The sequence below is a fragment of the Bifidobacterium stellenboschense genome, from assembly GCF_000741785.1.
Lineage (GTDB): Bacteria > Actinomycetota > Actinomycetes > Actinomycetales > Bifidobacteriaceae > Bifidobacterium > Bifidobacterium stellenboschense.
The window spans coordinates 38,165-52,353 of sequence record NZ_JGZP01000019.1 but is presented as its reverse complement, the minus strand read 5'-3'; the positions used below and the strand labels follow the sequence as shown (position 1 = coordinate 52,353).

Annotated in this window: 11 protein-coding genes and 1 pseudogene; 7 read left to right on the top strand and 5 right to left on the bottom strand. The window is 66.6% G+C overall.

Features of this window, described 5'->3' with window-relative positions; translation table 11 throughout:
* From BSTEL_RS12375 to BSTEL_RS09345, 6 genes and pseudogenes are all read left to right on the top strand, one after another.
* Window positions 1-219, top strand: a pseudogene (locus tag BSTEL_RS12375) (cell division protein FtsZ); the annotation flags it as partial.
* A 35-nt stretch (window positions 220-254) separates the two neighbouring features.
* Window positions 255-761 (top strand): cell division protein SepF, encoded by a 507-nt coding sequence (locus BSTEL_RS09365; RefSeq protein WP_034529923.1) that lies wholly within the window; start codon window positions 255-257, stop codon window positions 759-761.
* Window positions 762-883: 122 nt separating this feature from the next.
* On the top strand, window positions 884-1,165 hold the full coding sequence (locus BSTEL_RS09360; RefSeq protein ID WP_034529922.1) for a YggT family protein: 282 nt from the start codon (window positions 884-886) through the stop codon (window positions 1,163-1,165).
* A 200-nt stretch (window positions 1,166-1,365) separates the two neighbouring features.
* Complete coding sequence (locus BSTEL_RS09355; RefSeq protein WP_034529920.1) at window positions 1,366-2,757, top strand: DivIVA domain-containing protein; 1,392 nt, start codon at window positions 1,366-1,368, stop codon at window positions 2,755-2,757.
* A 26-nt stretch (window positions 2,758-2,783) separates the two neighbouring features.
* Window positions 2,784-3,338 (top strand): signal peptidase II, encoded by a 555-nt coding sequence (locus BSTEL_RS09350; protein ID WP_034529944.1) that lies wholly within the window; start codon window positions 2,784-2,786, stop codon window positions 3,336-3,338.
* Entirely contained in the window at window positions 3,335-4,309 is a 975-nt protein-coding gene (locus tag BSTEL_RS09345) for an RluA family pseudouridine synthase (RefSeq protein WP_034529919.1), read from the top strand. The genes BSTEL_RS09350 and BSTEL_RS09345 overlap by 4 nt, the downstream gene beginning before the upstream one ends.
* Here the strand turns inward: BSTEL_RS09345 and BSTEL_RS09340 are convergent.
* Together BSTEL_RS09340 and BSTEL_RS09335 are read right to left on the bottom strand one after the other, a co-directional pair.
* Entirely contained in the window at window positions 4,201-5,412 is a 1,212-nt protein-coding gene (locus BSTEL_RS09340; protein ID WP_084686243.1) for a helix-turn-helix transcriptional regulator, read from the bottom strand. The two genes, BSTEL_RS09345 and BSTEL_RS09340, sit on opposite strands and share 109 nt — an antisense overlap.
* On the bottom strand, window positions 5,409-5,879 hold the full coding sequence (locus BSTEL_RS09335) for a PH domain-containing protein (protein WP_420796411.1): 471 nt from the start codon (window positions 5,877-5,879) through the stop codon (window positions 5,409-5,411). The genes BSTEL_RS09340 and BSTEL_RS09335 overlap by 4 nt, the downstream gene beginning before the upstream one ends.
* Before the next feature lie 98 nt (window positions 5,880-5,977).
* Here BSTEL_RS09335 and dnaE point away from each other — a divergent pair, with 98 nt between their 5' ends.
* Entirely contained in the window at window positions 5,978-9,529 is a 3,552-nt protein-coding gene (dnaE, locus tag BSTEL_RS09330) for a DNA polymerase III subunit alpha (protein WP_034529917.1), read from the top strand.
* Window positions 9,530-9,715: 186 nt separating this feature from the next.
* On the opposite strand, the gene BSTEL_RS09325 is transcribed toward dnaE, so the two are convergent.
* The 3 genes from BSTEL_RS09325 to BSTEL_RS09315 all read right to left on the bottom strand — a co-directional run bounded on the left by BSTEL_RS09325 (window position 9,716) and on the right by BSTEL_RS09315 (window position 14,188).
* Window positions 9,716-10,471 carry an ABC transporter ATP-binding protein gene (locus tag BSTEL_RS09325; RefSeq protein ID WP_084686242.1) on the bottom strand — a complete coding sequence of 252 codons (756 nt, stop codon included), beginning with the start codon at window positions 10,469-10,471 and terminating at the stop codon, window positions 9,716-9,718.
* Window positions 10,472-10,639: 168 nt separating this feature from the next.
* Window positions 10,640-12,466, bottom strand: coding sequence for an FtsX-like permease family protein (locus BSTEL_RS09320; RefSeq protein WP_034529915.1), 1,827 nt, complete (start codon window positions 12,464-12,466; stop codon window positions 10,640-10,642).
* Window positions 12,467-12,637: 171 nt separating this feature from the next.
* Window positions 12,638-14,188 carry a PGAP1-like alpha/beta domain-containing protein gene (locus tag BSTEL_RS09315; RefSeq protein ID WP_034529913.1) on the bottom strand — a complete coding sequence of 517 codons (1,551 nt, stop codon included), beginning with the start codon at window positions 14,186-14,188 and terminating at the stop codon, window positions 12,638-12,640.
* Window position 14,189: the final 1 nt, after the last annotated feature.

The following is a 14,189-nucleotide window of genomic DNA, read 5'->3' as shown; positions in this document are numbered from 1 at the left end:
CAGCAGCCCGCGGCTCCGGTGCAGCCCGCTCCGGCCCAGCCGCAGTCCCAGCCGGTTCCCGTCCAGCAGCCGGCCCAGCAGCCGTTCACGTTCGCTCCGAACACCGGCAGCGTCCCCGCGCAGCAGCCGTACCAGCAGAACCCGTATCAGGAGTATCCGTACGCGCCCGACGCGAACGACCCGGCGGGGGATCTCGACATCCCCGACTTCCTGCGCTGACGGCACGGCGAGAGACGACGAGAAAGGGTTAATCCATGGCAGGGTTCATGAAGAACGCGATGTCCTATCTGGGCATGTCCGACGTGTCCGAGAACGATGACGACTTCGACATCGACGAGGAGCCGGAGACGCCGGAACCTTCGGGCTCGTTCGACTCCGACCATACGGTGACCCCGATGCCGTCGAAGCCCGTGGCCTCCGCCGCCGCGGCATCCGCCTCCGGCGCGTCGGGATCACGTGCGTCCAACCCGTTCCAGGGCAGGCTCAGCCGCATCACGACCATCCACCCGAAGTCCTATGAGGACGCGCAGATGGTCGGCCGCGCCATCCGCGACGGCATTCCGGTCGTGCTCAACCTGACCGGCGTGCCCGAGGCCATCGCCTACCGCATCGTCGACTTCTCCGCCGGCGTCGTGTTCGGCGTGCACGGGTCGATGGAACGCGTCACGCCGCGCGTGTTCCTGCTGAGCCCCTCGCAGGTGAACATCAAGGTCGAGGAACCGTCCAACGCCAACAGCGCGCGCGACCTGTTCGCCGACTGACCGACCGACCACGGTTCCGTCCGTATCCCGATGCCCCACGGCTCATGGCGAGCCGCGGGGCGTTTCGGTATGTCGTCAGCGAACGTCCAGCCCGTTCCCAGCGGAGCTGATACGGTGGAGACATGCTGTTCCTCATCCTCATGCGCCTCGTCGACGGGCTGATCGACGCCTACATCACCGTGCTGTTCATCCGCATGATCCTCGACTGGGCCGCATTGCTTGCGCCCCGCTGGTATCCGAAGGGCGTCGTCGCCTGGCTCATCAACATCGTGTACAGCGTCACTGAGCCGCCGCTTCGGTGGCTACGTCGCTACATCCCGCCGCTGCGGCTCGGTGCCGTCGCGTTGGACATGAGCTTCATCGTCCTGTACTTCATCCTCGTCCTGCTGCGCGTGCTCATCTGATCCGCGGGCGGGCCGTATGCGGTCCGTCCCGGTCCGCTCCTGGTCCGCTCCGGTCCGCCCCCGATCCCGCGCGTGCGCGAAAGCGCGTGTCGCGCCGCCCATAAACGCGGATAATCTGCGTGAATGCTGGGGGTACGTGCTAATGTCATATGTTGATACCAACGTAAGCGAGGCACAGCCCCAAAGCGAGGTGTAGATTTATGGCTCTGTTGACGCCTAAGGACATCAGGGAGCGCACGTTCCAGACGGTGCGATTCAAGGAAGGATACGACGTCGACGAGGTCGACGACTTCCTCGACCAGGTCACCGAGACCGTCGAGGCGCTCGGCAAGCAGGCCGTCGCCGGCCAGTCGACCCAGGCGCTGGGTCCGGACGTGACCGCCCTCAACAAGAAGATCTCCGAGCTGAATGCAACGGTGCAGCAGCTGCAGGGGGAGAACAATCAGCTCAAGACCGCCGCCCAGCAGGCGGCCGCCGGTGGAGATCAGGCGCAGGCCGTCGCCGCCAAGCTGGCCGAGGCGGAGAACGCGAACAAGGCGCTGGCCGCGCAGAACGAGCAGCTCAAGGCGCAGGTCGACCAGCTCAACGCGCAGATCGACCAGCTCACCGCGCAGGCCGCCCAGGCCTCCGGCAACCAGGACGCCGTCGCCCAGCAGATCGCCGCCGTCCAGAAGGAACGCGACCAGTTCCGCGCCCAGGCCGAGGACATGGCCCGCAAGATCGCCGCCTTCCAGCAGCAGGCCGCCGGCCTCCAGCAGCAGGCGCAGCAGGTCCAGGAGCTCACCCGCCAGCTCGAGGAGTCCAAGAAGCGCGAGAACCAGCTGCGCGAGCAGGTCGCCAAGGTCGAGCCCGACACCGAGACCGGCTCCCTGCGCAAGATCGCGGGTGCCGCCGCCGGCGCCGGCAGCGAGCCCGAACGCGCCACCGCCATGCTCACCCTCGCCATGCAGCTGCATGACCAGTATGTGGACAAGGGCAAGGCGAAGGCCAAGGAGATCACCGAGAAGAGCCAGAACGACTACAACGAGCTCATCGGCAAGGCCAACGACTACTCCAACCGCACCCGCACGGAGGCCGACGAGTACAACAAGCGCGTCCACTCCGACGCCGACGCCTACTCGAAGCGCACCCGCTCCGACGCCGACGCCTACTCGGTCAAGACCCGTCAGGACGCCGACACCTACCTCGGCACCAAGCACAACGAGGCCGACCAGTACGAGGCCGAGGTCCAGCGCCGCGCCGCCGAGTACGACCAGAAGGTCCGCACCGCCGCCGACGAATACGGCAAGCAGACCCGCGCCGAGGCCGACGACTACGGCAAGCGCACCCGCAAGGCCGCCGACGAGTACGGCGAGCAGACCCGCAACGAGGCCGAAGGCTACGGCAAGAAGACCCGTACCGCGGCCGACGACTACGCGAACCAGGTGCGCGAGAACCTGACCCACGAGGCGAAGGCCATCGAGGGCAACATCCAGGGCCTCAAGCAGTTCGAGACCGAATACCGCGCCCGCCTCACCGAGTTCCTCGGCCAGCTGGTCAACCAGGTGTCGGACAACAACACCTACAACCAGACCGAGCAGTCCGGCGACTGATCCAAGGCCCGCATCTCGGTATGAACATGGTTCATCATGGACGGCCGCGCATCCGCGTGGCCGTCTTTGCTTGTCTCGCCGTCATCGCGCTGGCAGTCGACCAGCTCACGAAGCTCTGGGCCTTGTCCGCGTTGTCCGACGGACGCACCGTGCGCGTCATCCCCGGTCTGCTGTCGCTCACGCTGGTGCGTAATCCCGGTGCCTCGCTCGGATTCGGATCGGGCGCCACATGGGTGATTTCGCTGCTCGCCATCGTCGCGTCCGTCGCGCTCGTCGTGCTCGCATGGCGCACCACGTCGATGGCGTGGTCCGTGACGTTCGCGTTCGCGTTCGCCGGCGCGTTCGGCAATCTCATCGACCGCGTCGTCTATGCGGACGGATTCCTCGACGGCCGGGTCGTCGACTTCCTGAACTACGGATGGTCGGTCGGCAACGTGGCGGACATCTTCCTCATGGTGGCCGGCGTGGCCATCGTACTGATGATCCTCTTCAACGTGCCGTTCGGTTCGGACGCGCGTGCCGACGCGCATGATGCCGCCGATGCCGCCGCCGGTTCCGCAGCGGAAGGCGGCAAGGCATGAGCCGCCTCGCGCCGGCGCCCGACGCGCTGGTCGGCAGGCGGTTCGACGTGGCCGTCTCGAAGATGCTCGGCGTCTCACGGTCGAAGGCCGCGGACCTCATCGACACCGGACAGGCCAGGGTGCTTGACCGGTCCATCAACAAGTCGGGCATCCTGCAGGCGGGGGAGACCGTCGAATTCGACCTCGCCGAGGAGCGCGACACCCCCGAGCCGATCGCGACCGACATGGCCGTCGTCTACGAGGACGACGACGTGGTCGTGGTCGACAAGCCGGTCGGCGTCGCCGCGCACGCGTCCGTCGGCTGGACCGGACCGACCGTGCTCGGTTCGCTGCGCGACCGCGGCGTGCACATCACCTCCTATGGCGCGGCAGGGCGCGAAGGCATCGTCTCCCGGCTCGACGTGGGCACGAGCGGGCTCATGCTCGTCTGCAAATCCGACCTCGCCTATGTGGAGATGCGCCGGCAGTTCGCCGAACACGAGGTCGTCAAGACGTACCATGCGCTCGTGCAGGGATCGCTCAAACAGGACAAGGCGACCATCGAGGCGCCGATCGGGCGCGCGAAGGTCTCCGACTTCCGCTTCTGCGTGACGCCCGCCGGCAAGCCCGCCGTCACGCATTGGGACGTGATGGAGCGCTTCGGCTCCGAGGCGACCCTCGTCTCCGTGAACCTGGAGACCGGGCGCACGCATCAGATCCGCGTGCACTTCTCATCGATCGGGCATCCGCTCGCCGGCGACCACATGTACGGCGCGAACCCGGTGCTCGCCGCCGAACTCGGATTGGAACGCCAGTGGCTGCACGCCATGCAGCTGGAATTCCGCCACCCGCGCACGCACGTGTGGACGACCGTCACGTCAAACTATCCGGCCGATCTGGAGCATGCGCTCGACGTGATGCGCAAGCGACACGCGGAACCGGCGGAGGCGACGGCGGCATCCGTCCCGTCGGGTGCCGCCGTCGCCGCGTAGGTGGCGGCGAGCCGTTCGCCCACTTCGCGCAGCCGTGCGCGCAGGGACGCCGGTTCGACGATCTCGATGCTCGCGCCGTCCGCGTACTGCAACGCCCACCACAACGTCGCCTTCTCGTTGGCGACCACGCGCACCTTGTAGACGGGCCGCGCGCGCCGTCCCGCGTCGCCGCCGACGCCACCGGCATCGCCGGCGCCACCGTCGTCACCGCGCGGCGGCGCGACCCGCGTGACGCGCGCGTCGTCGAACCAGTCGAACAACGGTTCCAGCGACCCGGTGATGCGCATGCGGATCGGCACCGCCGGACCGGTCACCGGGTAGGGGCGTTCCGCCATATGCCGGTCGATGTCGAACGGCTCTCCCGGCACGTCGCTGAAATCGTCGAGACGATGCGTGATCGAATGGTCCGTCCCGTCGACCCTGAGGTCGCGGAACCGCTCCACGTGCAGGTACGACAATCCCTCGTAGACGTGCATGTGGCACACGAGATAGTACATGTTGTTCTTGTACATGAGATGGTACGGGTCCGCGCGGTATTCGCGCACCGTGCCATCGCCCCTGCGCCGGGGCACGAGATCGCCGTTCTCGTCGTACGTGCAGTAGTGGAACGTGATGACGCGCTCATGGTCGATCGCGTCGTTGAGCAGTTCGATGTTGTTGAGAAACTCCGTGTTGTAGTTCTTCGGCGTGTCGAGACGGCTCAATCCGCGCAACTGGCCGGAACGGCCGGCGAACGAGTAGATCTTGGCGATGAGGTCGCGCAGGTATTCGCCGTCCGGGCGCGACAGCATCGCCCCGTCGGTGAGCAGACGCATTTGCGCCGTGTCGAAGACCGGCTCGATGGTCCAGCCGGGGCGCGGGTCGGCGCTCTCCGCGTGCACGAGATCCGCACGGTCGAGATGCCCGACCCGGCGTCCGAGCGGCGACATCGCCTCGAACGCGCGCAGATGGGTGCGCACCGTCTTCTCGTTCACGCCGAGCCGCTGCGCGATCTCGGCGGCGGAAAGCCCGTGCTCGCGGTCCGTGTGCGCCGCGAGCAGTTCGAGGATCTCCACCACGATCTGCGCGGTCGAGGCCCGCGGTGTGCGGGAGGCGCCCGTCATGCCTCGCCGTATCCGGCGTCGTAGCCGTCGTAGCCGTCGTAGCCGTCGTCGCCGTATCCGCCCGCGTAGCCGTCGTCGCCGGAATCCATGTACTCGCGCGCGCTCACCCGGTTCACGTTGCGCGCGTCGTCCACGGCGTGCTGGATGACGCGGCGCACCTCGAACCCGTGGATCACGTTCTTCAGCACCGTCTGACCGCCCGACGACTGGTCGCGCGTCTCCAACGTGATCGTCGACAGTCCGAACAGACGCTGGAGCAGCGAGCGCGTAATCGTCATGTCGACCACGCGGAACAGCTTCGTCACGTCGTAGGTCTCACGCAGCACGCCGGTCTTCACCGCGAGCTCGTCCGCGGTGAGCGTGTACGTGGTGAACGTGAACGGCGTGCGGCACCAGTTGCGTTTGCGCTGCGACCACAGGATGTCGCCATCGGCCATACGAGACATGTCGGCTCCCTTCATTGCCATCGCCGATGCCATCATCGGCGCTTCCCATCCTACGCGCGACCGCCGTCCGGATTCCTCCGACGGCTCAGGTGAGCAGGGCGTGCGGTAGGGTGGAACGCATGGCCAATTCGGGAGACTTCGTTCATCTGCACAACCACACGCACTATTCGCTGCTCGACGGGGCGTCCAAGATCCCGGATCTCGCCAAGTACACGGCCGAGCTCGGCATGCCGGCGGTGGCGATCACCGACCACGGCAACATGCATGGCGCGTACGAGATGTACACGAACTGCGTGGCCAACGGCGTCAAGCCGATCATCGGCATCGAGGCGTACGTGACGCCGGAGACCGCGCGTCAGGACAAGTCCCGCGTGCATTGGGGCACCGAGGACCAGCGCCGCGACGACGTCTCCGGCGGCGGCCTCATCACCCACATGACGATGTGGGCGGAGAACGACGAAGGCCTCGTCAACCTCATCAAGGCCTCCTCCGTGGCGAACCTCGAAGGCCGCGTCCAGCGCTACCCGCGTATGGACAAGGAGGTGCTCGCCACCTACTCGAAGGGCGTGATCGCCTCGTCCGGATGCCCGTCCGGCATCATCCAGACCAGGCTGCGCCTCGGGCAGTTCGACGAGGCGCTGCGCGCAGCCGGCGAATTCCAGGACATCTTCGGCCGCGACAACTTCTTCATCGAGCTCATGGACCATGGCCTGAAGATCGAGAGGGAGGTCACCTCCGGCCTGCTGACCATCGCGAAGAAGCTGGACGCGCCGCTGCTCGCCACGAACGACTCCCACTACGTGCACGCCGAGGACGCGGAGGCGCAGGACGCGATGCTGTGCATCAACTCCGGCTCCCACCTCGACGATCCGGACCGCTTCAAGTTCGACGGCACCGGCTACTACATCAAGCCGGCCGCCGAGATGCGCGAGCTGTTCAAGGAGTTCCCCGAGGCGTGCGACAACACGCTGGAGATCGCCGAACGCTGCAACGTGATCTTCGACGACCACGAGGACGGCGCGTTCATGCCCCAGTTCCCCTGCCCGGAAGGCTGGGACGAGGCCTCGCTGTTCCTCAAGAAGGTCGAGGAGGGACTGGAACGTCGCTACGACGGCAACGTGCCCGAACACGTGTCGAAGCAGGCGGACTACGAATGCGGCATCATCTGCCAGATGCAGTTCTGCGGCTACTTCCTCGTCGTCGCCGACTACATCCAATGGGCGAAGGACCACGACATCATGGTCGGCCCCGGCCGAGGCTCCGCCGCAGGCTCGATGGTCGCCTACGCGATGGGCATCACCGAGCTCGACCCGCTGGAGCACGGCCTCATCTTCGAGAGGTTCCTCAACCCGGAACGCGTCTCCCTGCCGGATATCGACGTCGACTTCGACCCGGACGGGCGCCTCGACGTGATCAACTACTGCGGCGAGAAATACGGCCACGACAAGGTCGCCCAGTGCGTGATCTACGGCGTCATCAAAACCAAGCAGGCGCTGAAGGATTCGGCGCGCATCATGGGCTACGAGTTCTCGATGGGCGAGAAGGTCACCAAGGCGCTGCCGCCGTCGAAGAACGGCAAGGACGCGTCGCTCAAGGAGATCTTCGACCCCACGTCGAAGCGCTTCGCCGAGGCCCGCGAGTTCCGCGAACTGTACGAATCCGACCATGACGCGCACCAGATCGTCGACAAGGCGAAGACCATCGAGGGCCTGATCCGCCAGACCGGCGTGCACGCCTGCGCCACGATCATGGGAAGCGCGCCGATCACCGACACGTCGCCGCTGCTGGAACGCACCGACGGCACCGTCACGACCACGTTCGAATACCATACGTGCGAGACGCTGGGCCTGGTCAAAATGGACTTCCTCGGTCTGTCCAACTTGACGGTCATCCAGGACACGCTGAAGAACATCGTCGCCAACGGCAAGGAGGCGATCGACTACACGAAGATCCCGCTCGACGACAAGCCCACCTATGAGCTGTTGTCGCGCGGCGATACGCTCGGCGTGTTCCAGCTCGATTCCGACGGCATGCGCTCGCTGCTCAAGATGTTGAAGCCCGACAACTTCAACGACATCTCCGCATTGATCGCCCTGTACCGACCGGGCCCGATGTCGATGGAATCGCACATCAACTACGCGAAGCGCAAGAACGGTCTGCAGAAGATCACGCCGATCCACCCGGAGCTCGACGAGCCGCTGAAGCAGGTGCTCGACGAGACGTACGGCCTGATCATCTACCAGGAGCAGGTGCAGTCCGCCGCGCGAATCCTCGCCGGCTACTCGCTCGGCAAGGCCGACGTGCTGCGACGAGCCATGGGCAAGAAGAAGCCGGAGGTGCTGGCCAAGGAGAAGGTGCCGTTCTTCGCCGGCATGAAGGAGCACGGCTACTCGGAGGAGTCCGCGCAGGCCGTGTGGGACATCCTCGTCCCGTTCTCCGGATACGCGTTCAACAAGGCGCACTCCGCCGCCTACGGCCTCATCTCGTACTGGACCGCGTACCTGAAGACCCACTATCCGGTCGAGTTCATGGCCGCGCTGCTCCAGGGCACGAAGGACAACAAGGACAAGACCGCCCTGTATCTGGGCGAGGCGCGCCGCATGGGCATCCAGGTGCTTTCGCCGGACGTCAACGAGTCGCAGCTCGCGTATTCGGCCGTCGGCGACGTCGTGCGCTTCGGCCTCGGCGCGATCCGCAACGTGGGCGACAAGGCGGTGTCCGACATCATCGCCGAACGTTCCGGCGGCCACGGCAAGTACGTGAACTTCATGGACTTCATCCGCCGCGTGCCGTTGACCGCGCTCAACAAGCGCCTCGTCGAATCGCTGATCAAGGCGGGCGCGTTCGACTCGATCGACCCGAACCGCCGCGCCCTGTTCCAGATCCACGAGACCGCCATCGACTCGGTCGTCGGATTGAAGCGCAAGCAGGCGGAGGGCCAGTTCGACCTGTTCTCCGACGACGAGGACGGCGGCGCCGAGGCGATGGGCGACGCGGACGTCACCGTGCCCGACATCGAGGATTGGGACAAGAAGACCCGGTTGAACTTCGAAAGGGAGATGCTCGGCCTGTACGTGTCCGACCATCCGCTCTCCGGCATGACCGCCGTGCTCGCCGGCCTGCGCGAGATGTCGATCGCGCATCTCATCGACCGGGCGAAGACGATGGGGGAGGGCCAGCAGGTCACGCTCGCCGGCATCGTCACCAAGGTCGACAAGCGCGTCTCCAAGAAGGGCAACCCGTGGGCGCTCGTCACCATCGAGGACTTGGAGGCGTCCATCCAATGCCTGTTCTTCGGCAAGGTGTATGAGTCGGCCGCGCCGAACCTCAAACAGGACGAGGTCGTGCAGGTGCGCGGCCAGGTGGAGCTGCGCGACGAGGCCGTCTCGCTCCGGGCCACCGAGCTCGACGTGCCGTCGCTTGAGGCGGAGGACGCGCGGCCGGTCGTCATCACCCTGCCCGAAGTGGCGTTGAGCCGCGAGCACGTCATGCAGCTCGGCCGGGTGCTCACCAACCACCCCGGGTACTGCGAGGTGAAGCTCGCCATCGTGGACGGCGACGGCAAGGCCGAGGTCCTCACGTTCGGCGACCGGTTCCGCGTGAAACGCGACACCTCCCTGTTCGCCGAACTGAAGATCCTGTTCGGCCCCAGCTGCCTGCCCGCCGCCTAGCGCCGGAGCCACCCCCACCCGGCTTCGCCGGGAGCCCCCGCCAGCGGGGGCAAGAAGATCGGTCTCGCCGGTGGCGAGTCGGTGTTCCTCCCGCTGGCGGGAGGTGGCGCGTAGCGCCGGAGGGTGGTTATGATGACCACCCCCACCCGCTTCGCGGGAGCCCCGCCGGCGGGGGCGACAATTGGTTTACCGGCGGAGGGGCTTGAGCTCGAAGACCTCGTCGGACTGGTCGGCGACGGCGGGGGAGTGCGTCACGATGATGACGCACTTGCCTTCCTCATGGGCGAGCGAGCGGAAGATCGCCATGATGTCGTCCTGCGTGGCCATGTCCAGATTGCCGGTCGGCTCGTCCGCCAGGATGATGTCCGGATCGTAGCCGAGCGCGCGGGCGATTGCCACGCGCTGCTGTTCGCCGCCCGACAGGTGCAGGATGCGTTCGTTCGCGTATTCGGCGGGCAGTCGCACCTTGGCGAGCAGTTCGACGACGAGATCGTGCTTCGGCCTGTCGAACGTCTTGCCGGACGCCTCCATAGACAGGGTGATGTTCTCCTCGACGGTCAGCGCCGGCAGCAGGTTGAAGCTTTGGAAGATCACGCCGATGTCGTGACTGCGGAACCGGTAGCGGTCCGATCGCGCCAGATCGTCGCCGTTGTAGAGAATGCGGCCTTCGGTCGGGCCGGTGAGCCCGGACAGCAGCGAGAGCACGGTGGTCTTGCCGGCTCCGGACGGGCCGACGATCGAGATGACGCGGCCGGCATGGAAGTCGTGGCTCAGATCATCGACGACCTTCTTGCCGCCCTTCGTGTACGAGTAGGACACGTGGTCCATGGCGAGCACGACGCGCGGCTCGGGAGAGGGAGTGGCGGTTTCGACGGCCGTGGTGGTCGCGTCGGCGGGTGCGGTGGTATCAACGGTTTCGACGGTGGTGGTTGCGGTGGTCATGTGATGTCCTTTCGGGAATGGATGTCTCTCCCCCAGTCGGCTTCGCCGACAGCCCCCTCGTCAGAGGGGGCCGATTACGCGGTTGTATGGGGTGGTCGTGGAGCCACGGGCTCCCTCGTCAGCGGGGCCGATACTGGAGGAGCGATTATCGGGGCCGATGCCTAAAGGTCAGGAACGGTCGGCGAGGATCTGGAGGGGTTCATAGCGGATGATCGCGACGATGCCGGCCAGTGCGGAGACGAGCGTCAGGGCGAGGCCGATGAGCACGAGCTGGCCGACGACCTTGAGGTTCACGGTCGCGTCGATCTCGCTCACGTAGTCGACGGCCTGCGAGAATCCGCCGGGGCCGCTGGAGCGCGCGGGCTGGGAGGATTGCGCGTCGGAGGAGCCGGAATCCGAGGAACCGTTCGAGGAGCCGTTGGACGAGGACGAGCCCTGCGAGGACGAATCCTCCGAGGAGGAACCGTTCGAGGACGAATCGCCCGAACCGCCGGGTGCGCCGGGCATGTTCGCGTCGCGGCCGAACTGGGCCTGACGGCTCGACGCCTCGGACTCCTGCGAGGAGACCTGCTGGGCGAGCAGCTGGTTCGAGACGGGCACCGAGGCCGCGGCGCCGCCGGCCACGCCGAGCGCGATGCCGATCATCGTGACGATGAGCAGCTCGGTGACGAACTGCGCGGCGACCTTCGACTTGCGGATGCCGATGGCGGTGAGCACGCCCACCTCGTATTTGCGTTCGCGCACGTTGAACAGGTTGAGGACGACGAGCACCACGGCGCCCACGGCCAGCACGATGATCAGCAGCGTCAACGCGAACTTGGCGAGGTTGTCGAGCGGGACGAGACTGGACTCGTAGTTCTCGACGTCGGCGGAGGAGACGGTGTACGTGTCGTCGAGGCCCGCCTTCTCGACGTCCTTGACGAACGTCTCGTAGTCGCTCTTGCCGCCCAGCACATAGGTGAAGCTCAGCTGGGTGCGGGAGGCGGAGGTCTGCGTGGCGGCGGAGTCCGAGGACGAGGAGGAGTCCGAGGAATCGGTCGAGCTGGTCGATTCGGTGGACAGGCCGAGCTTCTTCAGCGTGCTCACCGACGTGTAGATCGCGTTGTCCGGGTCGGAGGAGGTGCCGCCCATCGGGCCGTTCGCGCCCGTGTTCGACGAGGTCGCGTTCTTGTAGATGCCGACGATGGTCAGCTCGTAGGTCGTGTCGTCGCCGGACAGGTCGGCCACGGTGATCGTGTCGCCCACCTTGAGCCCGTTGAAGTCGGCGAGCGCCTTGGAGATGATCACGTCGCCGTCGCTGGACGAGTCGTAGCCGAACACCTTGCCGCTGGACATCGTGAACGTGCCGTTCGCCGCGGCGGCGACGGCCTCGTCGGAGGAGAATCCGACGAGCGAGAAGTCGCCGGAGTCCATGCCCATGCCGCCGCCCATGCCGCCGGGGCCGCCCTGGCCGCCCTCGCCCTGCGCGTCGCCGGACGTGGCGGAATCGGACGAGTCGGACGAGCCGGACGAGGACGAGGAGTCGGTGGAGTTCGCCTCGTTGGACGTGGTCGATTCGACCGGCTGGAACGCGTCGGTGCCGTTCACGGACGTGGTCTCCGTGTAGTACGTGCCGACGTTGACGCTGGACGCCTTCGCATACTTCTGGTAGTCGGCGAGCGTGAGCGCGTTCTGGTCGAGCGCGTCGCGCATCGAGCCGAAGTCCGGCTGCTTGGACGAGTCCGACGACGAATCCGACGACGAGTCGGATGAGGAACCGGACGAGTCGGATGATGCGGTCTGTTTCGCCTTGTTCATCATCGCCTCGCGGTCCATGCCGATCGTGGCGGTGACGTTCGTCGAGGCGAGGCCGGTCTCTCGCGCGGTCTCGGCGGCGTTCCTGATGGACAGTCCGATCGTCGCGGCGGCGGCGATGATCGCCACGATGACGACGATGAGGATGTTGCGTCCCTTGTTGCGCACGACCGATCGCCATGCGTTCTTCAACACGAACATGGTGTTTCCTTGATGCTTCGATGCGCCGGACCCTGCGCCCCGCGCCACGCCTCCAGCATGCGGCGCGGGTTTGGGAGCGCGCTTGCCGCATGCTGGAGGCGGGCCGGTGGGAACCGCATGGGAATCGGGGGAGTTTCCTGAACGTGCGCTGGAAACGCTGCGGTCGGGCCGTCACTCCCGTCCGTACCGGATGCGCCCCTCGTAGTATTGGGTCTCCTTGAGTTCGCCGTCGATGACGCCTGCGAAGTGCTTCTCATGCGTGATCGTCGGCGTGCCTCCCAGATCCGTGGCGTTCTGGTAGGCGGCCTGATGGTATTTGAGCCAGTGGGTCATCTCCTTCGTCTCGGCGGGGTCGGTGACCGGCGCGCCCGCGTACGGGCTGTCGCCCCAGACGCCCGAATCGGTGCTGGGGATGCAGACGCCGTTCTCGCCGAGTTCCGGCTGACCGGTGTCCGGCGCGGGTTCGAGTGTGCCGCGTACCGTCAGCCAATGCTCGTTCGCCGGATTCTCGGCGCCGTCCAGCGAGGTGACGAACTCGTCCTCGATCTCGATGCTCGTCACCCACGTGTGCTCGGGGATCGGATGGTTCGCTATGGGGGAGCCGGCGGTCACGATGTGCTGGATGTCGAAGCGATCAGACTCGTCGGAGGCGATCGCCGCGGCCACGATGCCGCCCTGCGAGTGGCCGACGATCGCCACCGGCTCGTTCTTGCCGATGCCCGCCTGCTCCATCGCCTCGACGACCATGCGCGCGCTGTCGGCCTGGCGGCGGCGTTCCGCGTCGTCGCTCATCAGTTCGATGTTCTGCTCCCATCCGAACGGCGAATCCCATTGCCCGTCGGTGCCGGGCACGGTGACGAGCCACGCGTTCGTGCCGTCGGCCTTCTCGTAGCGCTGCACGGCGACCGTGCCGTAGGCGAGCCCCGAATCGAGGTCGATCTTGCCGAGCCGCTCCTCGCCGAGCCGGCGCAGGTTCTCCAACGATTCGCCGACCGACCGGGACCGGCCGACCACGTCGGCGCGCGCGTCGACGCGTCTGACGGTCAGCTCGTTGCCCTGGTAGACGTCCTTGAGCGGCCCCGACCATTGTCCGATCTTGCCGGCCGCCTGGCCCACCTCGTCGGTCTGGAGGATTCCGTCCTTGAGGTCGACGCCGACGAGCCGCGCCGCGATGCCAGACACGTAGCCCTCCTGGAACTGGGCGGTGATCCACGAGGAGTACCCGGGGGTGAACGCGTGCTCGACCGATCCGCCGTAGAGGAGGCCTCCGGAGATGCCGCCGATCATGGCGGCCGTGGCCCATACCGGGAACTCCCGGGTGATCGCCTGCGTGCCTTCGGTCACGACGCGTCTCGCCGTGCGTTCCGCCTCCGAGTAGAGGCCGTTGGCGCGTACGAGCAGATCCTCCATGCCGCGGATCCGGGAACAGGTCTCGCTGATTTCGGCGGCGCGCTGCTGGCATACGGCGATGAGTCGGTCGTAGGGGAGCGTCGTATGCTCCTTGCCCGCCTGAGATGCGGCACCGGAGGAGAGCGTCGGGCACAGGGGCACGCTCGTACGGTCGGCGGCGATGTCGGTCGCCGCCTTCGACCAGGCGAGCGCATGCACGTTCAATTCGGTGTACGCGTCCTCCAGGGCGGCCTGCGCCGCCTGGAACTCCTCGACGGTGGCCGGCGCGGACTGATGCCCGCCGTGGACGCGTGATACGATCTGCCATCCCATG

Coding starts and splice junctions, on each gene's coding strand:
- BSTEL_RS09320 (WP_034529915.1), bottom strand. CDS start 12,466: ATGTTCGTGTTGAAGAACGCATGGCGATCGGTCGTGCGCAACAAGGGA.
- BSTEL_RS09315 (WP_034529913.1), bottom strand. CDS start 14,188: ATGGGATGGCAGATCGTATCACGCGTCCACGGCGGGCATCAGTCCGCG.
- dnaE (WP_034529917.1), top strand. CDS start 5,978: ATGGCCAATTCGGGAGACTTCGTTCATCTGCACAACCACACGCACTAT.
- BSTEL_RS09345 (WP_034529919.1), top strand. CDS start 3,335: ATGAGCCGCCTCGCGCCGGCGCCCGACGCGCTGGTCGGCAGGCGGTTC.
- BSTEL_RS09325 (WP_084686242.1), bottom strand. CDS start 10,471: ATGACCACCGCAACCACCACCGTCGAAACCGTTGATACCACCGCACCC.
- BSTEL_RS09365 (WP_034529923.1), top strand. CDS start 255: ATGGCAGGGTTCATGAAGAACGCGATGTCCTATCTGGGCATGTCCGAC.
- BSTEL_RS09350 (WP_034529944.1), top strand. CDS start 2,784: ATGGTTCATCATGGACGGCCGCGCATCCGCGTGGCCGTCTTTGCTTGT.
- BSTEL_RS09340 (WP_084686243.1), bottom strand. CDS start 5,412: ATGACGGGCGCCTCCCGCACACCGCGGGCCTCGACCGCGCAGATCGTG.
- BSTEL_RS09355 (WP_034529920.1), top strand. CDS start 1,366: ATGGCTCTGTTGACGCCTAAGGACATCAGGGAGCGCACGTTCCAGACG.
- BSTEL_RS09335 (WP_420796411.1), bottom strand. CDS start 5,879: ATGGCAATGAAGGGAGCCGACATGTCTCGTATGGCCGATGGCGACATC.
- BSTEL_RS09360 (WP_034529922.1), top strand. CDS start 884: ATGCTGTTCCTCATCCTCATGCGCCTCGTCGACGGGCTGATCGACGCC.